Annotated in this window: 21 protein-coding genes and 4 tRNA genes; 14 read left to right on the top strand and 11 right to left on the bottom strand. The window is 66.6% G+C overall.

Features of this window, described 5'->3' with window-relative positions; all coding sequences use genetic code 11:
* The 6 genes from lspA (at nucleotide 1) to OL599_RS01920 (ending at nucleotide 6,036) form a co-directional block, all read left to right on the top strand.
* Nucleotides 1-468, top strand: coding sequence for a signal peptidase II (lspA, locus tag OL599_RS01945; protein WP_264711900.1), 468 nt, complete (start codon nucleotides 1-3; stop codon nucleotides 466-468).
* Nucleotides 469-480: 12 nt separating this feature from the next.
* Complete coding sequence (locus OL599_RS01940) at nucleotides 481-1,047, top strand: DUF3035 domain-containing protein (protein WP_264711899.1); 567 nt, start codon at nucleotides 481-483, stop codon at nucleotides 1,045-1,047.
* A gap of 237 nt (nucleotides 1,048-1,284) precedes the next feature.
* Nucleotides 1,285-2,946, top strand: a complete 1,662-nt coding sequence (gene pgi / locus OL599_RS01935; protein ID WP_264711898.1) for a glucose-6-phosphate isomerase — start codon at nucleotides 1,285-1,287, stop codon at nucleotides 2,944-2,946.
* Nucleotides 2,947-2,953: 7 nt separating this feature from the next.
* The gene (mutL, locus tag OL599_RS01930; protein WP_264712320.1) at nucleotides 2,954-4,762 is read left to right on the top strand and encodes a DNA mismatch repair endonuclease MutL; all 1,809 of its coding nucleotides are present in this window, start codon (nucleotides 2,954-2,956) and stop codon (nucleotides 4,760-4,762) included.
* 85 nt (nucleotides 4,763-4,847) lie between these two features.
* Nucleotides 4,848-5,279 carry a DUF6693 family protein gene (locus tag OL599_RS01925; RefSeq protein ID WP_264711897.1) on the top strand — a complete coding sequence of 144 codons (432 nt, stop codon included), beginning with the start codon at nucleotides 4,848-4,850 and terminating at the stop codon, nucleotides 5,277-5,279.
* Nucleotides 5,280-5,289: 10 nt separating this feature from the next.
* The gene (locus OL599_RS01920) at nucleotides 5,290-6,036 is read left to right on the top strand and encodes a maleate cis-trans isomerase family protein (RefSeq protein WP_264711896.1); all 747 of its coding nucleotides are present in this window, start codon (nucleotides 5,290-5,292) and stop codon (nucleotides 6,034-6,036) included.
* Here the strand turns inward: OL599_RS01920 and rsmD are convergent.
* From rsmD to OL599_RS01905, 3 genes are read right to left on the bottom strand one after another with little or no spacing between them, the layout of a single operon-like run.
* Nucleotides 6,002-6,562 carry a 16S rRNA (guanine(966)-N(2))-methyltransferase RsmD gene (gene rsmD, locus OL599_RS01915; protein WP_264711895.1) on the bottom strand — a complete coding sequence of 187 codons (561 nt, stop codon included), beginning with the start codon at nucleotides 6,560-6,562 and terminating at the stop codon, nucleotides 6,002-6,004. The genes OL599_RS01920 and rsmD overlap by 35 nt on opposite strands.
* A gap of 10 nt (nucleotides 6,563-6,572) precedes the next feature.
* Nucleotides 6,573-7,304 (bottom strand): pseudouridine synthase, encoded by a 732-nt coding sequence (locus OL599_RS01910; protein ID WP_264711894.1) that lies wholly within the window; start codon nucleotides 7,302-7,304, stop codon nucleotides 6,573-6,575.
* Nucleotides 7,301-8,023, bottom strand: a complete 723-nt coding sequence (locus OL599_RS01905) for a gamma-glutamyl-gamma-aminobutyrate hydrolase family protein (protein WP_264711893.1) — start codon at nucleotides 8,021-8,023, stop codon at nucleotides 7,301-7,303. The genes OL599_RS01910 and OL599_RS01905 overlap by 4 nt, the downstream gene beginning before the upstream one ends.
* A 69-nt stretch (nucleotides 8,024-8,092) precedes the next feature.
* Between OL599_RS01905 and OL599_RS01900 the strand changes: the two genes are divergently transcribed.
* Nucleotides 8,093-8,542 (top strand): nucleoside deaminase, encoded by a 450-nt coding sequence (locus tag OL599_RS01900; protein ID WP_264711892.1) that lies wholly within the window; start codon nucleotides 8,093-8,095, stop codon nucleotides 8,540-8,542.
* Nucleotides 8,543-8,554: 12 nt separating this feature from the next.
* Here the strand turns inward: OL599_RS01900 and OL599_RS01895 are convergent.
* A tRNA-Thr gene (locus OL599_RS01895) sits at nucleotides 8,555-8,629 on the bottom strand.
* Nucleotides 8,630-8,807: 178 nt separating this feature from the next.
* Between OL599_RS01895 and OL599_RS01890 the strand changes: the two genes are divergently transcribed.
* Complete coding sequence (locus OL599_RS01890; protein ID WP_264711891.1) at nucleotides 8,808-10,340, top strand: DegQ family serine endoprotease; 1,533 nt, start codon at nucleotides 8,808-8,810, stop codon at nucleotides 10,338-10,340.
* Between the two features lie 5 nt (nucleotides 10,341-10,345).
* Here the strand turns inward: OL599_RS01890 and OL599_RS01885 are convergent, their stop codons facing one another.
* From OL599_RS01885 to OL599_RS01875, 3 genes are all read right to left on the bottom strand, one after another.
* On the bottom strand, nucleotides 10,346-10,570 hold the full coding sequence (locus OL599_RS01885; protein ID WP_264711890.1) for a hypothetical protein: 225 nt from the start codon (nucleotides 10,568-10,570) through the stop codon (nucleotides 10,346-10,348).
* Nucleotides 10,571-10,689: 119 nt separating this feature from the next.
* Entirely contained in the window at nucleotides 10,690-11,484 is a 795-nt protein-coding gene (locus OL599_RS01880) for a 2-keto-4-pentenoate hydratase (RefSeq protein WP_264711889.1), read from the bottom strand.
* Nucleotides 11,481-12,188 (bottom strand): TrmH family RNA methyltransferase, encoded by a 708-nt coding sequence (locus OL599_RS01875; protein ID WP_408886912.1) that lies wholly within the window; start codon nucleotides 12,186-12,188, stop codon nucleotides 11,481-11,483. The genes OL599_RS01880 and OL599_RS01875 overlap by 4 nt, the downstream gene beginning before the upstream one ends.
* Before the next feature lie 516 nt (nucleotides 12,189-12,704).
* On the opposite strand from OL599_RS01875, the gene OL599_RS01870 reads away from it, so the two are divergent.
* From OL599_RS01870 to nusG, 5 genes are all read left to right on the top strand, one after another.
* Nucleotides 12,705-12,790, top strand: a tRNA-Tyr gene (locus OL599_RS01870).
* A 40-nt stretch (nucleotides 12,791-12,830) separates the two neighbouring features.
* Nucleotides 12,831-12,904, top strand: a tRNA-Gly gene (locus OL599_RS01865).
* A 92-nt stretch (nucleotides 12,905-12,996) separates the two neighbouring features.
* Nucleotides 12,997-13,073 (top strand) — tRNA-Trp (locus OL599_RS01860).
* 93 nt (nucleotides 13,074-13,166) lie between these two features.
* On the top strand, nucleotides 13,167-13,361 hold the full coding sequence (gene secE, locus OL599_RS01855) for a preprotein translocase subunit SecE (protein WP_264712319.1): 195 nt from the start codon (nucleotides 13,167-13,169) through the stop codon (nucleotides 13,359-13,361).
* A gap of 11 nt (nucleotides 13,362-13,372) precedes the next feature.
* Nucleotides 13,373-13,903, top strand: a complete 531-nt coding sequence (gene nusG / locus OL599_RS01850; protein ID WP_264711888.1) for a transcription termination/antitermination protein NusG — start codon at nucleotides 13,373-13,375, stop codon at nucleotides 13,901-13,903.
* A 36-nt stretch (nucleotides 13,904-13,939) separates the two neighbouring features.
* Here the strand turns inward: nusG and OL599_RS01845 are convergent, their stop codons facing one another.
* From OL599_RS01845 to ctrA, 4 genes are all read right to left on the bottom strand, one after another.
* Nucleotides 13,940-14,980 carry a rhamnan synthesis F family protein gene (locus OL599_RS01845; RefSeq protein WP_264711887.1) on the bottom strand — a complete coding sequence of 347 codons (1,041 nt, stop codon included), beginning with the start codon at nucleotides 14,978-14,980 and terminating at the stop codon, nucleotides 13,940-13,942.
* Nucleotides 14,981-15,067: 87 nt separating this feature from the next.
* The gene (locus OL599_RS01840) at nucleotides 15,068-16,771 is read right to left on the bottom strand and encodes a methyltransferase domain-containing protein (protein WP_264711886.1); all 1,704 of its coding nucleotides are present in this window, start codon (nucleotides 16,769-16,771) and stop codon (nucleotides 15,068-15,070) included.
* Nucleotides 16,772-17,018: 247 nt separating this feature from the next.
* A complete protein-coding gene (locus tag OL599_RS01835) occupies nucleotides 17,019-17,447 on the bottom strand; it encodes a hypothetical protein (RefSeq protein ID WP_264711885.1) in 429 nt (142 codons plus the stop codon).
* Between the two features lie 101 nt (nucleotides 17,448-17,548).
* The gene (ctrA, locus tag OL599_RS01830) at nucleotides 17,549-18,301 is read right to left on the bottom strand and encodes a response regulator transcription factor CtrA (protein WP_264711884.1); all 753 of its coding nucleotides are present in this window, start codon (nucleotides 18,299-18,301) and stop codon (nucleotides 17,549-17,551) included.
* A 159-nt stretch (nucleotides 18,302-18,460) separates the two neighbouring features.
* Between ctrA and fliI the strand changes: the two genes are divergently transcribed.
* A complete protein-coding gene (gene fliI / locus OL599_RS01825) occupies nucleotides 18,461-19,834 on the top strand; it encodes a flagellar protein export ATPase FliI (protein WP_264711883.1) in 1,374 nt (457 codons plus the stop codon).
* Nucleotides 19,835-19,852: the final 18 nt, after the last annotated feature.

The raw sequence follows: 19,852 nt of genomic DNA, 5'->3' as shown, positions 1-19,852 counted from the left end.
GTGCTGATCCTTGCCGCCGACCAGGCCAGCAAGTGGTGGGTGCTGGCCGTCCTGCATTTGCCCGACCTGGGGTCGGTCACGATGCTGCCGTTCCTGAACCTGACCATGGTCTGGAACCGCGGGATCACCTTCGGGCTGCTGAACGGCGAGGGGCGCGCCAGCAGCATCGTACTTGCGGCGGTTGCCCTGGCCGTCGTGGTCGCACTGGGCGTCTGGCTCCGCCGCGCCGAGAGCCGTCTGGTTGCCATCTCCCTGGGGGCGATCGTCGGTGGCGCCGTCGGCAATGTCATCGACCGGTTTCGCTTCGGGGCGGTCGTCGACTTCATCCACGCCCACGCCTGGGGCTGGTCGTGGTACGTTTTCAATGTGGCTGATGCTGCGATCGTTTGCGGGGTTGCCGCGTTGGTGCTCGACGGAATGCGGCCAAAGCGCGACAGCCGCCTTGCCGTGGGTTCCGGCCGCGATTAAGGAGTGTGCACAATGGTCCAGTTTCGCAGACTCCGTGTCGTTCCCGTCCTTTGCCTCGGCGCCACGCTCGGCTTGACTGCCTGCGGGGGCACCGATGTTGCGCGCACATTCGGTCTGGTGCGCGACGCGCCCGATGAGTTCCAGGTGACCACGCGCGCGCCGCTGTCCATGCCGCCCGACTACACGCTGCGGCCGCCGCGGCCCGGGGCTTCGCGGCCGCAGGAGCAGAGTTCCAGCAGCGCTGCGCAGGCGACGTTGGCACCGCAGACTGCTTTTGGCGCGGACGCTGTCGGGTCGACCAGCCCGGGTCAGCAGGCATTGCTGAATGCCTCCGGGCCGGCCGCGCCGGCGGATATTCGCAGGAAGGTGGATGCCGACGCGGCGATCGATGCGCCGGGTCCGAGCTTCACCGACCGTCTGATGTTCTGGCGGTCCCCGCCACCGCCCGGTATCGTGGTCGATCCGCAGAAGGAGGCGCAGCGCCTGCGGGAGAATGCCGCGCTGGGCCAGAACGTGCAGCAGGGCGATACGCCGATCATCCAGCCGAAAAAACAGAGCCTGTTCGGCCGGATATTCTGACGGTCCATGGGCTGCGGCGGCCGGGCGGAATAGTCTTCGCCGTGCGGGTCCTCCTGGCGGCGACATGCGGCGGTTCGGTTCGCTGGCATGATGCGCTAGTGTCCCAAGGCGGAGGTTCGCCATAGGCGGCGAACCTCCGCCTTGGGACACTAGCCTTTTGTTTTCAGTGGCCTGCTTATCCCCTCCGTTCGCCGCCAGGTGCGGCGGATGTCGGGGGCAGGACGCCAGGATGACGACATGCATGGCGACTCGATTCTCACCGACGCGTGGCGGCGCGTGGCCGAACTGGCATCTCAGCCCGGGGCCAACCTCATCCGCCCGTTGTTCGGCGCTGATGATCAGCGGGCGCGGCGATTCAGCGCGTCCCTGGACGACCTGACCCTCGATTTTTCCAAGACGTCGATCGGCGCCGAGACGCTGGTGGCGCTGCTGGATCTCGCTCATGCCGCGGGGCTGGCGGGATTTCGCGACCGGCTGTTCGCGGGCGAGGCGGTGAATACCACCGAAGGCCGGGCGGCGATGCATATGGCACTGAGGGCACCGGCTGACGCAGGCCTGCGGGCGGTGCTGCCGGAGGGGGTCGACGATGCGAGCGGCCTTGCGGCCCGTGAGCGCGACCGCATGCGCCGTTTCGTCGCCTCCGTGCATGACGGCAGCCTGCGCGGCGCCACCGGCCAGCCCTTCGACACGGTGCTGAACATCGGGATCGGCGGGTCTGATCTCGGCCCGCGGATGGCGACGGAGGCGCTGACGCTCGCCCGCGGTCCGCTGATGCGCGCCCGCTTCCTGTCCAATGTGGACGGCCACGGCTTCATGGCCCTCGCGCGCGAGCTGGACCCTGCCCGGACGCTGGTGCTGGTGGCCTCGAAATCCTTCACCACGCAGGAGACCGCCGAGAATGCACGCGCCGTGCGCCGCTGGGTGGCGGGGGCGCTGGGCGAGGGGGCGGTCGGCGATCATTTCGTGGCGCTGTCAACCAACCTGAAGGCGGTGGCATCGTTCGGGATCCGGCCGGAGCGGGTGTTCGGGTTTCGCGACTGGGTCGGCGGACGCTATTCGCTGTGGTCGCCGGTCGGCCTGTCCATCGCGCTGGCGGCCGGCTGGGACGCGTTCCAGGCCATGCTGGACGGCGCGCGGGCAATGGACGTGCATTTCCAGGCTGCCGATTTCGCCGACAATCTGCCGGTGCTGCTGGCGCTGACCGGAATCTGGCATGTGAATGGGCTGGGGCTGCGCAGTCATTGCGTGCTGGCCTATGACGACCGGCTCGCCCGCTTCCCGGCCTATCTTCAGCAGCTGGAAATGGAGAGCAACGGCAAAAGCGTCGGCCTCGACGGCCATCCGGTTCCGCGGCCCACCTGTCCGGTGGTGTTCGGCGGACCCGGGACCGATGCGCAACACAGCTTCATGCAGCTTGTCCACCAGGGCACCTCGGTGATCCCGGTGGACTTCATCCTGGCCGCCGAGGCCGATCACGAGCGCCCCGATGCGCACCGCATGCTGGCCGCAAATGCGTTCGCGCAGTCTGAGGCGCTGCTGCGCGGCAAGGCCCGGGCCGAGGTGGAAGCCGAGATGCGGGCGCACGGCGCCAGCGAACCCGAGATCCAGGCGGTCGCGCCGCATCGGGTCTTCAGTGGCGACCGGCCGAGTACGACCATCATGTTCCGGCGGCTCGACGCCTATGCGCTTGGCCGGCTGATTGCCTTGTATGAGCACAAGGTCGCCGTGCAAGGCTGGATCTGGGGGATCAACAGTTTTGACCAATGGGGTGTGGAGCTGGGCAAGGTCCTGGCTCGCGGCATCCTGTCGGAACTGGCGCCCGGCGCCCGGCCCGGCGGGCATGACGGGTCCACTGCGTCCCTGATCGCGCGTTTCCGTGCGCTCCGGGGCGAATCCTGATGCCGCGATGACCATCGCGGGGCGCATCCGCCTGCTGCCCGAGGCGACCGTCAACCGGATTGCCGCCGGCGAGGTGATCGAGCGACCGGCGGCTGCGGCCCGCGAACTGATCGAGAATGCGTTGGATGCAGGCGCTCGGCGCGTTTCGGTGGCCATCGACGGCGGCGGCATCGACCGGATCGAAGTGGTCGATGACGGCAGCGGCATGGCACCGGACGAGTTGGCGTTGGCCGTGCAGCGTCATGCAACGTCGAAGCTGTCCGATGACAGCCTGGTGCGAATCTCGACCCTGGGGTTCCGCGGTGAGGCGTTGCCGAGCATCGGCGCCGCGGCGCGCCTGTCCATCGTCACGCGCTGCGCGGGGGCGGATCATGCCGCCACCATTCTGGTGGAAGGCGGGCATGTCGGGGCGGTGGCCCCGGCGGCCGGTGGGCAAGGCACCCGCGTCACTGTCCGGGACCTGTTCTTCGCGACGCCGGCGCGCCGCAAGTTCCTGAAATCGCCGCGTGCCGAGGCCGATGCGGCCGAAGTGGTCGTACGCCGCCTGGCGCTCGCCGCACCCGGCGTCGCGTTCCGGCTGGAAAGTGATGCACGCGTCGTGTTCGATCTGCCGGCCCAGGAGCGGGCCGCGCGGATTGCGGCGCTGCTCGGGCCCGAGGCGGCCGCGACCCTGCTCCCCGTGGACGGAGCGCGCGGTGCGTTGCGGCTCACGGGGTTCGCCTGCGCGCCGATGGTGACGCGCGCCACGGCTGCCGGACAGACGCTGGTCGTGAATGGCCGGCCGGTGGTCGATCCGGTGCTGCGCACGGCTGTGCGCGTCGCCTATCGCCACGTGATCGCCGCAGGCCGGCACCCGCTGGTGGCGTTGTTCCTTGAGCTCCCGCCGGAAGAGGTCGACATCAACGTGCATCCGGCCAAGGCCGAGGTGCGGTTCCGCGAGCCGGACGCGGTGCGGGCGCTGGTGATCGGCAGCCTTGGCCGTGCCCTGGCCGGCGGCGCCGGCGGTGTGGCGGCCCCCATTCATCTGGGCGGCGCGCAGTTCCAGTCGCGACCGCCGCAGAGGCGCCCGAACCTCCAACTCGCCGCTCCCGCCGATACCCGCCAACATGCAGGCCTGCCAGCGGGCTTTGCCGAGGCGCGCCTGCCGCTGGAGGCTGGCCCGTCCGCCCGGGTCGTGGAGATGGGGACGCCTGATCGGTATCACGGCCCCTTCACCAATCCGGCGGCGCGGGAATTTCCCCTTGGTGCCGCGGTGGCACAGGTGCTGGACACCTACATCATTGCTGTCGCGGCCGATGGCAGCCTGGTGCTGGTGGACCAGCATGCCGCGCACGAGCGGCTGACCCACGAGTCGCTGCGCGAGCAGGTGCTGGAAGGCGGCGTGCGCACGCAGCCGCTGCTGCTGCCGGCCGTGGTCGACATGCCGCAGGCCGATGTCCATCGCCTGGTGGCGCGGGCCGCCGACCTGGCCAGCCTGGGGCTGGAGATCGAAGCGTTCGGTCCCGGTGCGGTTCTGGTGCGCGCAATGCCCGCGGTCCTGGGCGCACCCGATCCCGGGCCATTGCTGCGCGACCTCGCCGAAGAGTTCGGGGAGATGGGGGAGAGCACGGCGCTGTCCGTGCGCCTCGACGCGGTGATTGCGCGGATGGCATGCCATGGCAGCATTCGGGCCGGCCGTCGCCTTGCATCGCCCGAGATGGACGCGCTGCTGCGGCAGATGGAGGCGACGCCACGGGCCGCGACCTGCAGCCATGGGCGTCCGACGTTCCTGAAGCTGACCAAGGCCGAGATCGAACGGCTGTTCGGCCGCCGATAGCGGCGGTGATTGACCTGGATCAGCGCGCTGCCGCCGCCACCCCGGTAGGAATCCCGAAGATTCCACCAACGAACCGGGGCGTTCCATGCGTTTATCCCTTGCCGAGACCATGCCGGCCGGTACCCGCCTGCGCAACGAGCTGCGGCTCGGCAAGGTGTGGCCGCCTTTCCTGGTATGGCTGATTGTGACCGCGGCCACGAGCCCTTCGTTTTCAGTGGCCTGCTTGCCCCTGCGTCCGCCGCAAGATGCGGCGAACTTCGGGGGCAGGACACTAGGCCTCGGGTGGCTTGTGGTCAGCGGGCATTTCTTCAAGCTGATCATCAACAACACCACGATTGTCGACAGCAATGGTCGCCTTGTCGGCCGCTTGCAATGCGATTACGACGTCGAGACGGACGCTGGTCATATCGTCGTCTGGGTCGTGCTCAGCATCGTGACTTTGGGAGTCGGATTGCTGTTCTATAGCTTCCGCGCGGCGCGGTCGGCCTTGGATGCCACGGTGATCGAATGGTACTGAGCGGTTTGCGATGACGTCGGCAAAGCGGCTGGGGATGCTGACCCCGAGCTCGAACACGGTGCTCGAGCCGGTCACGACAGCGATGCTGGCGGGGTTGCCGGAGGTGTCCGTGCATTTCGCGCGGTTTCGCGTGACCGAGATTGCACTGTCAGCGGGTGCCCTGGCGCAGTTCGACGATACCGAATTGCTGCGGGCCGCCGAGCTCCTGGCTGATGCCAAAGTCGATGTGATTGGCTGGAACGGTACCTCGTCCAGCTGGCTCGGCTTCGAGGCGGACATGCGGCTGTGCCGGCGGATCACCGAGGCGACCGGAATCGCGGCGACCACGTCGATTCTGGCGCTCAACGAGATCCTTGGGGTGCTTGGTGTCCGGTCGCTGGGGCTGGTGACGCCGTATCTGGACGATGTGCAGGAGCGGATCGTCGCGAATTATGCCGGGGCGGGGATCGCCTGTCCGGCGGAGCGCCATCTGCGGCTGCGCGACAACTGGTCGTTCGCCGAGGTGACCGAGGCTGAGCTCATGGACCTGGTCCGCCATGTGGCCGGGGCGGGGCCCGATGCCATCGCTGTCGTGTGCACGAACCTGCGCGCGGCGCCCGTCGTCGCGGCGCTTGAGACCGGGATCGGGCTCCCGGTTCTGGACTCGATCGCTGCCGTGGTCTGGAAGAGCCTCGTCCTGGCCGGCGTCGATCCCGCGCGGGTGCAAGGCTGGGGACGGCTGTTCAGCCTGGTCGCGCCGCGTTCCGCCACACCGTGACCTGGGCGGCGCCGTGGCTGCGCGATGCCAGCAGTTCGCCGATCTCCGGCGCCGCTTCCTCCCGGCCGGTCTCGAGCACGATGATGGCATCCGAGGCGAGCCAGCCGGTCCTGCGGAGCGCCGTTACCGCGCGTGGCCCGAGATCCTGCCCATAAGGCGGGTCCAGAAAGATCAGGCTGCATGCCTTGCCAGGCGGAGGTTGGGTCGCGTCCGTGGCCAGGACGGTGGCCTGGTCCGTGGCCTTGCAGCGGGCGATGTTCTCCCGCAACGCGCCAAGCGCGGCCTTTTCACGCTCCATGAAGGTGACGTGGGCCGCGCCCCGCGACAGGGCTTCCAGTCCCAACGCGCCGGTTCCGGCGAACGCGTCCAATACCCGCGCCGCTTCGAGCAAAGCTCGCCCACCCCAGGGCGCATGCAGCAGCATGTCGAACAACGCCTGGCGGACCCTGTCGGCAGTCGGTCGGGTGCCCAGCCCGGGAGGGGACGTCAGAAGGCGGCCGCGCCAGGTGCCCGCAACGATTCTCAACGCTGGTGCCTCACGCCGCCGGCAGTTGCTCGCGCAGAACCTTTGTCGGCACCTCGTCCACGGTGCCGCGGGGAAGGTTGCCAAGCTGGAACGGGCCATAGGCGACGCGGATCAGCCGGGTGACCTGCAGGCCCAGATGCGCCATCACCCGCCGGACCTCGCGGTTGCGGCCCTCGCGCAGACCCACGCTCAGCCATGAATTGTCGCCCTTGCGGCTGTCCAGCCCGGCCTCGACGGCGCCGTAGCGGACTCCGTCGATCGTGACGCCCTGCGCCAGCGCCGCCAGTCCAGCAGGATCGACGGTGCCAAAGACGCGCACCCGATAGCGGCGGATCCAGCCATTGGCGGGCAGTTCGAGCCGCCGCGCCAGGGCGCCGTCGTTGGTCAGCAGCAACAGGCCTTCGCTGTTCAGGTCGAGCCGCCCCACGCTGACCACGCGCGGCAGGCCGGGCGGAAGCTTTTCGAACACGGTGGGGCGGCCCTGCGGGTCCTTGTGGGTGGTCACGAGCCCGGTCGGCTTGTGGTAGCGCCACAGCCTGGTCCGTTCCGGCGCGTCGACGAGGGTGCCGTTCACCACCACGAGGTCGCCGGCGGCGACGAAGGTGGCGGGATGGGTGACGACCGTATTGTTGAGCTTCACCCGTCCTTCGCCGATCAGCTTCTCGGCATCGCGCCGGCTGGCCACGCCGGCGCGCGCCAGCCATTTGGCTATCCGCTCGCCTTGCGGCCCGGTCTCGGTCATCTGACGCAGGCGGCGGTGAGGGCATCGAAGATCCGGCGGTCGCCCTGGTCGATGTGGAATTCGGGGTGCCACTGGATGCCCAGACAGAAGCGGTAACGCGGGTCTTCAATCCCCTCGATCACCCCGTCCGGCGCGGTGGCGTCGACCACGGCAAAGGGGCCGGCATCGCGGACCGCCTGATGATGCGCCGAATTCACATGCATCGTCGTGGCGCCGACAATGCGGTGCAGCAGCGTTCCGGCAACGACCGACACCTCGTGCCCCGGCTCGTGGCGCGGATTGGGTTGCTCGTGCGCCAGCGCGTTCGCGACGGTATCGGGAATATGTTGGATCAACGTGCCGCCCAAAACGACAGCGAGCAATTGCTGTCCCCCGCAGATCCCCAGGACCGGAAGGTTGCGCGCCAGGGCGCCGCGGACGAGCGCCAGCTCCGCGGCGGTGCGGCCGGCCTTGAGCGTGACGGTCGCGTGGCGCCCATCGTCGCCGTAGAGGGACGGATCGACGTCGAATGCGCCACCTGTCACGACGAGGCCATCGATCCGGTCGAGATAGGCTTCGGCCAGGTCCGCATGATGCGGCAAGGCGACGGGAAGGCCGCCGGACGCCACAATTGCCGCGCTGTAGTTGGTCCTCAGCGCATACCAGGGGTATTTCGAGTAGCCGCCGGGTTGTTCGCTGTCGAGAGTAACGCCGATGATCGGCCTGATGTCGGTGCCCATGCCGCGTTGCTAGCCCTCGAGCCGTGGCACAGGCAAGACAAACCGGGTGATCGCAGGCATGAAGGCGCAATGGATACGATGGAAATTGCCCTGCAGGAGGCGCGACGGGCCGCGGCGCGGGGCGAGGTGCCGGTTGGCGCCGTTGTGGTGGGACCGGATGGCGCGGTGCTTGCGCGCGCCGGCAATCGCACGGAGGAACTGCGGGACGCATCCGCGCACGCCGAGATGCTGGCCCTGCGCGAAGCGGCCCGGCGCCGCGCCGGGCCGCGTCTGACGGATTGCGATCTTGTGGTGACCCTGGAGCCGTGCCCGATGTGTGCGGCGGCGATCAGCCTGTTTCGCATCCGCCGGTTGATCTTTGGTGCCTACGATCCGAAAGGCGGGGGGGTGGAACACGGAGCGCGGATCTTCGCGGCATCCTCGTGCCTACATCGCCCTGACGTGGTCGGCGGCGTGCGGGAAGTGGAGGCCGGCGACTTGCTTCGGCGCTTTTTCGAGGATCTGCGGCAAAGCGGGTGATGCCGTGGCCGATGGTGCCGGGTGAGGGATTTGAACCCCCGGCCTTCGGTTTACAAAACCGCTGCACTACCGCTGTGCTAACCCGGCATGCCGCCTGATTACACGACTGCAATGCGGTACGGAATACATTCGATCGCTGGATGACGCGACTTTCACTCCTGCGACACAACGATGTTGGGACGTTCGGTTCATGGTGGCTGCATGGATGGTGCGTGCGCAGCACGGCCACCACGCAGTTCCGACTTCCACGGGATAAGTGAAAACCATGTCCAACAATTCCGCAACCAAGGGCGCGCCGCGCTGGCGCGCTGTTTTTCTGGCCGCTCTGCTGGGCGGGACGGCGCTTGCCGGTGTTGCCGGCGTGCAGTCGGTCCGCGCGGCCGCTCCGCCGGCCAACCAGGCCGATGCGTCCGCAACGCAGGGCAGCGCCCTGCATCAGGTACCGGACTTCGCCGATCTGGCGGAACGCGTGAAGCCCGCGGTTGTTTCGATCACCGTCAACATGCGCCCCCAGGCCGCGGCGGACGAAGAGGGGATCCAGACGCCGTTCGGCATGATGCGGCCTGACCGTCCCCGGGCGATCGAGGCCCGCGGATCCGGGTTCATCATCGACGCCGACGGCACTGTCGTCACCAACAACCATGTCGTCGAGAACGCGCGCTCGGTGTCCGTCACTCTGTCGGATGGAACTCAGTTGCCTGCACGCATTGTGGGCCGCGACCCGCGGACCGATCTCGCGGTGCTGAAAGTCGATGCGGGCCACAAGCTGACCTATCTCGAACTTGGCGACTCCAACAAAGTGCGGCCGGGCGAGTGGGTGGTGGCCATGGGCAACCCGTTCGGCCTGGGCGGGACGGTGACGGCGGGCATCGTCTCGGCGCGCGGTCGCGATATCGGTTCCGGACCGTATGACAACTACATCCAGGTCGATGCGCCCATCAACCAGGGCAACTCCGGTGGGCCGCTGTTCACGCAGGATGGCCGTGTCGTCGGGGTGAACACGGCGATCCTGTCGCCATCGGGCGGGAGCGTCGGGATCGGGTTCGCGATCCCGGCCAACATGGTCAAGTCCGTTGTCGCCCAGTTGGAGAAAGACGGCCGCGTCACGCGCGGGTATCTGGGCGTTGAGACCCAGCCCGTGACGGCGGCGATGGCGTCTGCGTTGCGCCTGCCGCAGCAGGATACGTCCAATGCCCCGACCGATCAGGGCGGCGCCCTGGTGGCTTCGGTCGAGGACGACTCCCCGGCGGCGAAGGCTGGCCTCCAGGCTGGTGACGTGATCCAGACGGTCAACGGGCATCGTGTTGGGACGCCGCGGGATCTCGCGATTGATATCGCGGGCATCGCGCCGGGCAAAGAGGCGGCGCTGGACATCGTGCGTGATGGGAAGGCGCAGTCGGTGCGGGCGACCGTGGCGGCGATTCCGAACGAGCGCACGGCTGATCGCGGCGAGGCCGGGCAGCGCCAGGGGATCGGGGTTGCCCTGGCGCCGCTGTCGCCGGATATGCGCGACAAGCTCGACTTGCCGGCGAGCTCCCGTGGCGCTGTGGTTGCCGAGGTGAAGCCCGGGTCGCCGGCAGATCAGGCGGGGATCCGGCGCGGCGACGTCATCGTCGGGGTGGGCAACCATTCGGTCGGCTCGGTCGATGATGCCACCACGGCAATCCGCGGCGCTACGCACAACGGCAAGGCGCTCGCTTTGCGGATCATGCGCGACGGGCATACCGCGTTCGTTGCTGTCGATCCCGGCGCCAAGGCGCCAAACGACGGCGGCCCGGACGACAGCGCGAACGGCTAGGCGGGTCAGGCGTGGCCGGCCGGTTCGAATTCTTTCCGGTCGGTCGCGCGGACCACATTGGCCAACAGGCGCAGCGCTTCGGGACCGCCACGGTCGGCCAATCCGCCGCTCTCCATTTCGCCGGCCAGGAGTTCAGCCTGGCCGGCGATTGTCTCGGCGGCCCGGCGCAGCGCCGCGTGCGACAGCGCCAATTGCATCTCTTCAGACAGCATATTCCAGTCGCGGAGCATGACCGTATCCCGCTATGGCCTTCCTGGCAGGGTGTAGCCGCGGAAACGTCAACGCGCGGTCATGCAGCGAGACTAGCGCGGGGCGGTTAACAGCCGGTTGTCGCTGGGCGGCGTCTGGTTCAGACGAAGCGCAGCCGCGCTTCCGGCAGCCGTTCGAACGCGACTGTGACGTCGCAGGGGCCGTCGAGCCAGATCGGCGGCGTGACGCTGCCGAGCATGACGACCTGCCCGGCCTTCAGGCCGCCGAACGCACGCGCCACGGCCGACCCGGCGAGCCAGGCCAGCGCCTGCATGGGGTGTCCGAGCAGGTCGGCGCCATGGCCTTCGCCGCGAGGGGTGCCATCGACCTGGATGCGGCCGGGGACCGAAAGCAGATCGAGGGAACGCCAGTCGCCGGCCGGATCCCCGAGAACCGCCGCCGCGTGAAAGACCTGGTCGGCGATGAGGGTGGGCGTGCCGACGGCCTTCAGATCGCCCGCGGGTGGCGGTCCATACCGGTTCTCGACGACCTCGATTGCCGCGAACAGGTCGCCGACGGCGGCGGCCGCGCTGGCTGGGTCACAAGGGCCCGGTGGCAGGTCGTGGCGGAGGCGCACGCCGATCTCGCATTCCACACCAGGGCTGCGGAAGTCCGACCAGTTGAGCGCCACGCCGCTGGCGTGGAGGCCTGCAGGCGCCATGAAGCCGGCGGCGGGGCCGGACAGCCCCAGGTAGTCCTGCATCTTCTTCGCCGTCGCCCCGATCTTGAATCCTGCCGGCGGGTTCGCCGCAAGACGCTGCGCCAGGGCGAGTTGCACGGCCACGCCGTCCCCCTCGGTCCGGGGCGCGATGTCCGCAGGCAGGGGGCCGGCCGGACGTCGTGCGAGCCGAGCCTGGTGCAGCGCGAGCGCCGCCGGGGCGGGATCGAATGTCATGTGGGTCGTGTCAACTCGTAAAGGGCGACCGACGCGGCGGCCGAGACGTTCAGACTCTCCATTTCCGACGCATGGCCGGTCGGCATCGCGAGTCCGGCGATTTCGTCGCACGTGTCGCGGGTCAGGCGACGCAAGCCCTCGCCTTCGCTGCCGAGGACCAGAGCCACGCGGCGCTGCCTGAGGGCAGGCCCCGAAAGTATGGCCCCGCCGGCATCGAGTCCGACCACCCAGCAACCTGCCGCCTTCAAGGCGACCAGCGTGCGCGCGATGTTCACCGCCCTGAACAGCGGCACCTTCTCCAGGGCGCCGGACGCCGCCTTGGCGAGAGCACCCGTCTCTTCCGGGGCATTGCGGTCCTGGGTGATGATCGCGGCGGCGCCGAAAGCGGCGGCGGATCGCAGGATGGCGCCGACATTTCGGGGGTCGGTCACCTGGTCGAGCACCAGCACCGGGCCAGGACGCTCGAGGGCTTGTGCCAGGGAAGGTGGCGCCAGCGGATCGGCCAGCAGCGCTGCGCCCTGATGGGCGGTTTCGCGGCCCAGCAGTTGGTCAAGCCGGGCGCGGTCGCCACGCTCAGGCTGGATCGGCCACGGCTGCTTCAGCTGTGCCGCGATGGTCGCCTCGGCGTCCTCGGTGAGGATCAGGCGCCGCAGCCGCCGTGAAGGGTTCGCCAGGGCGCTGGCGACCGCATGCAATCCATACAGCCAAACGGTCCCACGCGGCGCATCAGGGCCGGCTGCGTGTGCGCGGTCCTGGCGATGCCCGGCAGGTGATCTTCCTGGCCCGTGATAGGCAGCGGCGCGTTCCCGCCGCGGGTCCTGAGGTTCGCTCCCGGCAGATTTCCCATCCTGCGGGCGATAGCGGAGCTGGGGGCGGTCGTCGCGCGTGGTCTGACCAGTCTGCGGGCTGCGGTCCGTCCGCTGGCCTCGGCCTTCCGCGCCTGGGGCGGCACCACCGGCCTGGCGTCCGCGCTGGTCCTGGCCGGCGGCGGCCCCGGCGCCGTGGCGCGGCCGCTGTGTGAAGCCGCCTGCCGAGCGGTGCGGGCCGCCCTGGTGGCGATTGCCCGGGCCGTGATTATGCGGTGGTTTCATGTTCTGTATCGTATAGCTGGTCATGCGATCGCCGACAAACCGGTCTGTGCATGCGGTTCGTTGACAAGTGGCGCAAGATGGCAATAGTGCGCGGCATTGCGACGGCCGGGCCGAAGTTTCCAGGCGCGCGGAGGGGTGCCCGAGTGGCTAAAGGGGACGGACTGTAAATCCGTTGGCGCACGCCTACGTTGGTTCGAATCCAACCCCCTCCACCACGCCGACTTCATGTTGCCCTGATGGTGTTCCGTGCTCCGGGCGGGTGTAGCTCAATGGTAGAGCCCCAGCCTTCCAAGCTGGTTGTGCGGGTTCGATTCCCGTCACCCGCTCCAGCATCCGACACGGACACTTGACATCGCCGCCCCGGCATTCTTTCTACGCGCCCCGGACCTTGCTGCTGCGGATCGTGGCGGGGAGGTGCGGTAGGGGTGTAGCTCAATTGGCTAGAGCGCCGGTCTCCAAAACCGGAGGTTGGGGGTTCGAGACCCTCCACCCCTGCCAGTCCGGGTCCCGTCAAGCCGGGATCAGCGTCCAGGGTTGGTCGTTTCGGGGCGTAAGCCCATTTCTGAAAGGCGTTAGAGGAGTATGAGCGGCGTGGCGTTCGATCCAGTGAAATTCGCGCGCGAGGTGCGGAGCGAGGTCGTCAAGGTGACCTGGCCCACGCGCAAGGAGACGCTGGTGACAACCGGTCTCGTGTGCGCCATGGCGGCGCTCGCCGCTTTGTTCTTCTTTCTCGCGGATCAGATCATCGGCGTCGGCGTGCGTGCGCTGTTCGGCATCGGGATCTGAAGGAGTTCGGCATGGCCAAGCGTTGGTACGTGGTTCACGTCTACTCGGGCTTCGAGAAGAAGATTGCCCAGCAGATCAAGGAACAGGCCGCCCAGAAGGGGCTGGCCGACCAGTTTGACGAGGTCCTTGTGCCGTCGGAGGAGGTCACGGAGGTGCGCCGCGGCCAGAAGGTCAATGCGGAGCGGAAGTTCTTCCCCGGCTATGTGCTGGTGAAGATGGAACTGACGGACGAGGCGTGGCATCTCGTCAAGGACACGCCCAAGGTTACCGGCTTCCTTGGCAGCAAGACTCGTCCGACCCCGATCAGCGACGCCGAGGCCGAGCGGATCATGAAGCAGACCCAGGAGGGCGTGGAGCGCCCGCGGCCATCGATTCTGTTCGAGATCGGCGAGCAGGTTCGCGTGGCCGATGGCCCCTTCACCAGCTTCAATGGCGTCGTCGAGGAAGTGGACGAGGAAAAGGGCCGCGTGAAGGTCAGCGTTTCGATTTTCGGCCGTTCGACCCCTGTCGAGCTGGAATACGGGCAGGTCGAAAAGGTCTGACGGAACCCGGGCCGCATTGCGGCCCGGCCGGCCGGGTCACGGAGCGCGGTTGCGCATCGCCTTCTGAAGATCACGTTCGATGACGTCCGGGACGCCGCCGAAATTCCGGCGGACGACGTCGCGCCAATCATTGATGTCGGCGACCTGGCTTGGGTTGTCTCGCAGCAACTCGCGCTTGATGAACGGGAAGCCCGCCCTCAGCAACTGACGCCATAGGTCGGAGGTCGGGTTCAGCGGCTTCTGGGTGGCGGCGGAATGGCGGATCCGATGGGCGTGGATGCCGCGCATCGTGATCATCGGCTCTTTCGATTCCGGCCGATCCTTGGGGATGTCCATCAGTGCATAGGCATCCACGTCCTTGACAAGGTCGCAGTAGGGCCAGATCGGGGCGCAGCGCAGGCCCGCGCGAACCATTTTTTGTGTCAGCCCGACCTCATATTGATTTACGACCCACACCTTCGAGCGGACCGGCCGGACATCCTCCCAGAACTGGCGCCACGCCTTGCTGGTGAGCGTCTGGCGTCCCGCGGCGAGGAAGAACGATTGCAGATGATACCGCGTCTGCCAGCTCTCGGTCGCGCCCCAGAAGTCCGCAACGTTGAAGTCGATTTTCTGGACCATCTCCGTCAGTGGCTTGAGGGGGCCGTAGATGCTGTCATTGGCGAGTATGACCATCTCGGTGTCGGCGCGCGGGAGCCCGAGACACTCCAGGCCCTCTCGCATTGCCCCGAAATCATATCCGATGTTGCGGCGGACCACGATGCCGGCGCACAGGGGTTGCAGCGCGGCCAATGCATCCGGCCGCAGCTTGCCGGCGTTCGTAACGAACACCACGGATAGACCGGTGTCGCGCAGTGCCCGGACATAATGCAGCACGTGCGGTCCGACGCTCCCCTGGGCATCGAAATGAACGAAGATCGCAACCTTGGGGCCCAACGGGATTGTCCCCTCGGGCCATGCATGGACAATCTGCCGCGGGCTGCGGAAGACGCTGGCTGCGTAGTCGAGCCAGGACAGCCATTTCAGGAATTTCGCGCGGATCCGCGATAGCAGGGCGAGCAGACGAGCGAAGGTCATGGCGCTGCATTGCCATCAGGTCGGGCGCCGCGGTGGTGCATCGGCCGGTCCATTGTCCTGGTGATTGCGGTTGTGCCCGCCTGCCCGTCAGTCGGCATTCAGGGGCATGGCTGGTTGGGCGAGTTCCGGAACGCGGGCCAGCAGGCTTTGCTGAAGTGCCTCTCGCCGGGCCCAGAGAGACCGATACCAGGAGGTTCTCCGCGCGACCTGGTAGGCGAGCATGCGGTGTTTGGCGACGTAAGAGCGGGCCGCGTCAGCTATCGTCTGCCCGATATCGGGGTTCGCAATCAAGCGCAAGAGCCGTTGCTGGAGGTCCCTGGCGTCATGGAAGAGGACGCCCGTATGTCCGTCCTCGATGGTATCGCCATAGACGACCGGGCTCGCCAATGCCGTCACGCGGAAAGCGGCGGCTTCAAGGAATTTGAGGTCCGACTTGCAGCGATTGAACGGGCTGTCCAGGAGCGGCATGAACGAAATCTCGCTCCGGGAGAGGAGCTCCTGGTAGGTTTCATAGTCGCAGAGGGGCGTGAAGCTTTTGTGCGGCGTCTGCAGCGCCTCGAACAGTCCGCGGTCATTGACGATCTGGAAGTGCAGGCGTTCGCCGGCGAGTGCGGCCACGGCATTCAGCGCGGGCAGGAACGGTGGCCAGTCTTCCTCCCGATTCAACCCGCCGAAGAAGAGCGTCAGGCGGCCGGGGGTCGCGTAGTTGCGGACGGACGGCAAGCGGCTGACGGCATTTGGAAATACCGCGACTTCCGGGTTCTGCCGGCGAAGCACCTCGGCCAACGGCTCGGTCGAGGTCTGAACGGCATGGACGGCCCGGAAGTTTTGGACGTCGGGCCGTTGCAGGACCGGGATGTAGTCCGGGTGATCGTCGAATTCGCACACGACCAGATAGCCGCGGTCGATGAGGGTGCGGACGGGGACAAGCCCGGCCTCGCCGGTCAGCAGCGGGCGATGGAACACGAAGATCCTGGGAGTCGTCTCGGGCAAATCCATGGTGTCGAAGCCATTGACGATCCGGGTCGTGACAGCCGGGTCGGTTTCCATCGCGCGAAGCGGTTCCACGACCCGGACATGGCTGACGCCCCCCACCGGTGCGAGCATGGTCGAGACGACGTGGATCTGTTGGATCGGTTGGCGGCCGGCGCGCCATACGTACTGCAGAGGCGCCGCGCGCTGCAGGTAATGCTGCGGGTCGATCCCGAGAGTCTCGAGCGCCGGGCGCAGCGCGTGCATGAACTCCTGCGCCCTTGCAAGGTCAAATATGCGCGGAGTGACGTCTCTGATGACAAGCCCCGCGGCACGCAGAGCCCGGCGGGTGGTCTCAAAATTAAACCATCGGAGATGCGTCTTGTCGAACAATCCCTGTTCTTCGTAGTCCCAGGTTCCCCTGAGAAGACGTTCAGCAAAACTCCAATGCTCGACGTTTGGAAGGCATATAAGAATGGTCCCCGTAGGGCTCAGTAATTCAGCATGGCGTAGCAGGAGACTCCAGGGATCGCGCAGATGCTCGAGTACGTCGCCATAGATAATGCAATCAAAGGCCTTGTCGTCAAAAGGAAGCGGGCCGGCTTCGACATCGATGGTCGCCACCTCATCCAGCCGCTGTGATGCGATTCTGGCGGAAGCTATGTCGGTCTCGATTCCGAGATAGCGGACGGCGGGATTTCGACGCTTGTATTCTGCCCCCAACGCGCCGGTGCCGCACCCCACGTCGAGCACCGTCATCGCATTGAGCGGTATCCGTTTCAGCAGATCCGGGTTCGCAGCATCGGCATATACCGCCATGTTATCGTATTACTTCTGTCTCGTTCGATCCAACTACCGGAGACTCGCTTGATGACAGGCAGACCCCTTCATCCGGCTCATAGCATATTGTTCGTCCGATAGCGTGATAGCTGAGCCGGCCGGCGGCCGCATTGTCGGCCACCAGGCCCACGTAACCGCCACCAATCATCGCAATGCGCAAGGCTCGACTCCGTCTCCGAGCCGAGACATCCAGCACAATCCGAACGAAAGCGCCACCGTGACGGCGTCAGAGGGGCGGGCAGGGGCGCTTGCTTAGGGCTGCTTCGTCGAGGATCGCCTGCTCTCGGCGGCTTGCTTCCAGGCGCGCCTTGGCGGCTTCCGCGTCGAGCATGCTGGCGATGGCTTCGGCAGCGCCTCGCGCTGCGGCGAGCTTGGCACGCGCCTGCGCGCAGGCTGCCTCGGCGCGCTCGGACGCCTCGCGCGCGGCATCCAGGGCCTTGAGGCCGGTCGGCAACCAGGCGGCGAAGGCTTCGACGGCAGTGTCCGTGGCTTGCATCGAGGACGCTGCTTCCCGCTCCCGCCACAATGACAAGGCCGCGGCACGTTCCGCGGCCGCGGCAAGCGCCGCATCTTGCAGACGGGATGCAAGCCCCTGCCGGGCGTCGTCCAAGGCAATATGGCGGAGACGCAAAAGTAATTGCAGGTGCGACGCCATAGATACCTTGGGACAGATGCCAAATCTGGAATCGGACTGAATGTCCGGGCTAAGTGCTCCTGGATGCTCTTTCCATCGTGAGGGCGAGGTTCGTTTCGGCCTCAGGCTGCGTTTAGGGACTGCTGTTCTTCGACAAGATCGTTGACTCGCGCATCCGCAATTCCGCCGAGCGCCGTGTGCTGCTCTGGCTCCCGCATCATGTATCCACGTCCCCAGACGGTGCCGATGAGGTTGGTGGCGCCGGCATGCGCCAGCTTCTTGCGAAGCTTGCAAATGAAGACGTCGATAATCTTCATCTCTGGTTCGTCCATGCCGCCATAGAGGTGATTGAGAAATGCCTCTTTCGTCAAAATCATTCCCTTGCGGAGGGTTAGAAGCTCAAGAATAGCATATTCCTTTCCTGTCAGATGCACGGGGGTTCCGTTCACGGTGACTTCGTGGCTATCGAGATTTAATTGTAGATTCGCGATGCGCAGGCTGGGTTGGCTGAATCCTTTGCTGCGGCGAACGACGGCCTGCATGCGAGCCATCAATTCAGCTTTGTCAAAGGGCTTGGTGATGAAATCGTCGGCGCCCATGGCGAGGCCCTTCACCTTGGCCTGCGGGCGCGAGAGACCTGACAGGATCAGCACCGGGGTCTCGACTCGGCCTGCGCGCATGCGGCGGACGACTTCGTACCCTTCCATGTCCGGCAGCATGAGATCGAGAATAACGATATCGTAATCATAATGGCGAACCAGTTCGAGCGCTTCCTCGCCGGTGTCGGCTTGGTCGACGACCGTGCCGCCAGACTTGAGCATCAGGGACACGCCTCGTGCTGCCGCAAGGTCGTCTTCGACGAGAAGGACGCGCATGGTGGATCCTTTTGCTATCTATGGTTGTCTTTTAACACCCCGGCTCCAGGGTTTCCACCAAATTTTCACCAATAAGTTGTATTTTGGAGGAAAATCTGATCCGATTAGGTGGACAATGAACATTAAAAAGAAATTAATATCAATAATTAGGATACCAGCATGAAGACCTCTTCCTTCAAAGCGCGCCTTAGTGCGGCCATCGCAGCCCTTGGAGAATTCGAACCGATCCAACTCGAGGGGCGGATCGTGGGGGTATCCGGACTCACGGTCGAGGTGGTCGGGCTATCGAACCAGCTGGCGGTCGGCGATCGGATCGACCTGCAGACCCGCAGCGGGCAGTCAACCGTGGCGGAGATTGTCGGCTTCCGCGGCGGGATTGCTCAGGCGATGGCCTACAGCTCGGCCGAGGGTATCGGCCCTGGGAGTGTCGCCCGTGCCCGACTGAACGCGCCAGGCAACGTGTTGGCTGTCGACGATGGCTGGATCGGGCGTGTCATCGACCCGCTGGGGCACCCTGCGGACGGACGGGGAGCCTTGCCGCGCGGGCCGCGGCCGCTCCCTGTGCGCAGGGCTCCGCCGAGTGCAACCCAGCGCGCGCGCATGGGGCCGCGGACGGATCTGGGTGTGCGTGTGCTGAATGCTTTCGCCACATGCCGAAAAGGTCAGCGAATGGGCCTGTTTGCCGGCTCCGGGGTCGGCAAGTCGACCCTGCTGTCCATGTTCGCCCGGCATGCGGACTGCGATGTCGTCGTGCTTGCGCTGGTTGGCGAGCGTGGACGGGAAGTGAGGGAATTCCTTGAAGATGATCTCGGCGCGGCCGGTCTTGCGCGCTCGGTGGTCGTGGTCGCGACATCCGACTCGCCGCCGTTGATGCGGCGAGAGGCCGCTTATGCCGCGATGACGGTCGCCGAGCATTTCCGCGACCAGGGCAAGAACGTCCTCATGCTCATGGACAGTGTCACGCGCTTCTGCCTCGCGCTGCGCGAAATAGGGCTGTCTACGGGGCAGCCGCCAGCGACGCGGGGATACCCGCCGAGCGTCTTTTCCGAACTGCCGGGCCTACTGGAGCGTGCCGGCCCTGGATACGACTCACCCGGTGGGATCGGTTACATCACCGCGCTGTTCACCGTCCTGGTCGAGGGGGATGACCACAACGAACCGGTCGCCGACGCGGTGCGTGGGATCCTCGACGGCCATGTCATTCTCGATCGGAGGATCGGCGAAATGGGCCGGTATCCGGCCGTGGACGTATTGCGGTCGCTGTCGCGCGCTGTCCCCGGATGCAATTCAGCCGAAGAGAACGCCCTTACCAGGCAGGCACGCGCACTACTCGGTCTTCATGGCGAGGTTGCAGACCTCGTTCGCCTGGGCGCCTACCGCCCCGGAAGTGATGCGCGCGTCGACGAAGCCATCGCGCTCGCACCAAAGATCGAAGCCATGCTGGCGCAGGAACGCGGCGAGGGCGCGACGATAGAGGGCAGTTTCACGCAATTGCGGATGATATTGGGCGAGCCGGCAACACCTGCCACCTGATCGGACGTTTCGCCTGCC

Source organism: Limobrevibacterium gyesilva, from assembly GCF_025989185.1.
GTDB lineage: Bacteria > Pseudomonadota > Alphaproteobacteria > Acetobacterales > Acetobacteraceae > Limobrevibacterium > Limobrevibacterium gyesilva.
This window is presented reverse-complemented; position numbering and strand designations above follow the sequence as displayed.

Excerpts from the sequence above, each read along its gene's own strand:
- OL599_RS01940 (WP_264711899.1), top strand. The coding sequence starts at position 481 with ATGGTCCAGTTTCGCAGACTCCGTGTCGTTCCCGTCCTTTGCCTCGGC.
- pgi (WP_264711898.1), top strand. The coding sequence starts at position 1,285 with ATGCATGGCGACTCGATTCTCACCGACGCGTGGCGGCGCGTGGCCGAA.
- mutL (WP_264712320.1), top strand. The coding sequence starts at position 2,954 with ATGACCATCGCGGGGCGCATCCGCCTGCTGCCCGAGGCGACCGTCAAC.
- OL599_RS01925 (WP_264711897.1), top strand. The coding sequence starts at position 4,848 with ATGCGTTTATCCCTTGCCGAGACCATGCCGGCCGGTACCCGCCTGCGC.
- OL599_RS01920 (WP_264711896.1), top strand. The coding sequence starts at position 5,290 with ATGACGTCGGCAAAGCGGCTGGGGATGCTGACCCCGAGCTCGAACACG.
- OL599_RS01910 (WP_264711894.1), bottom strand. The coding sequence starts at position 7,304 with ATGACCGAGACCGGGCCGCAAGGCGAGCGGATAGCCAAATGGCTGGCG.
- OL599_RS01905 (WP_264711893.1), bottom strand. The coding sequence starts at position 8,023 with ATGGGCACCGACATCAGGCCGATCATCGGCGTTACTCTCGACAGCGAA.
- OL599_RS01900 (WP_264711892.1), top strand. The coding sequence starts at position 8,093 with ATGGATACGATGGAAATTGCCCTGCAGGAGGCGCGACGGGCCGCGGCG.
- OL599_RS01890 (WP_264711891.1), top strand. The coding sequence starts at position 8,808 with ATGTCCAACAATTCCGCAACCAAGGGCGCGCCGCGCTGGCGCGCTGTT.
- OL599_RS01885 (WP_264711890.1), bottom strand. The coding sequence starts at position 10,570 with ATGCTCCGCGACTGGAATATGCTGTCTGAAGAGATGCAATTGGCGCTG.
- OL599_RS01880 (WP_264711889.1), bottom strand. The coding sequence starts at position 11,484 with ATGACATTCGATCCCGCCCCGGCGGCGCTCGCGCTGCACCAGGCTCGG.
- nusG (WP_264711888.1), top strand. The coding sequence starts at position 13,373 with ATGGCCAAGCGTTGGTACGTGGTTCACGTCTACTCGGGCTTCGAGAAG.
- OL599_RS01845 (WP_264711887.1), bottom strand. The coding sequence starts at position 14,980 with ATGACCTTCGCTCGTCTGCTCGCCCTGCTATCGCGGATCCGCGCGAAA.
- OL599_RS01840 (WP_264711886.1), bottom strand. The coding sequence starts at position 16,771 with ATGGCGGTATATGCCGATGCTGCGAACCCGGATCTGCTGAAACGGATA.
- OL599_RS01835 (WP_264711885.1), bottom strand. The coding sequence starts at position 17,447 with ATGGCGTCGCACCTGCAATTACTTTTGCGTCTCCGCCATATTGCCTTG.
- ctrA (WP_264711884.1), bottom strand. The coding sequence starts at position 18,301 with ATGCGCGTCCTTCTCGTCGAAGACGACCTTGCGGCAGCACGAGGCGTG.
- fliI (WP_264711883.1), top strand. The coding sequence starts at position 18,461 with ATGAAGACCTCTTCCTTCAAAGCGCGCCTTAGTGCGGCCATCGCAGCC.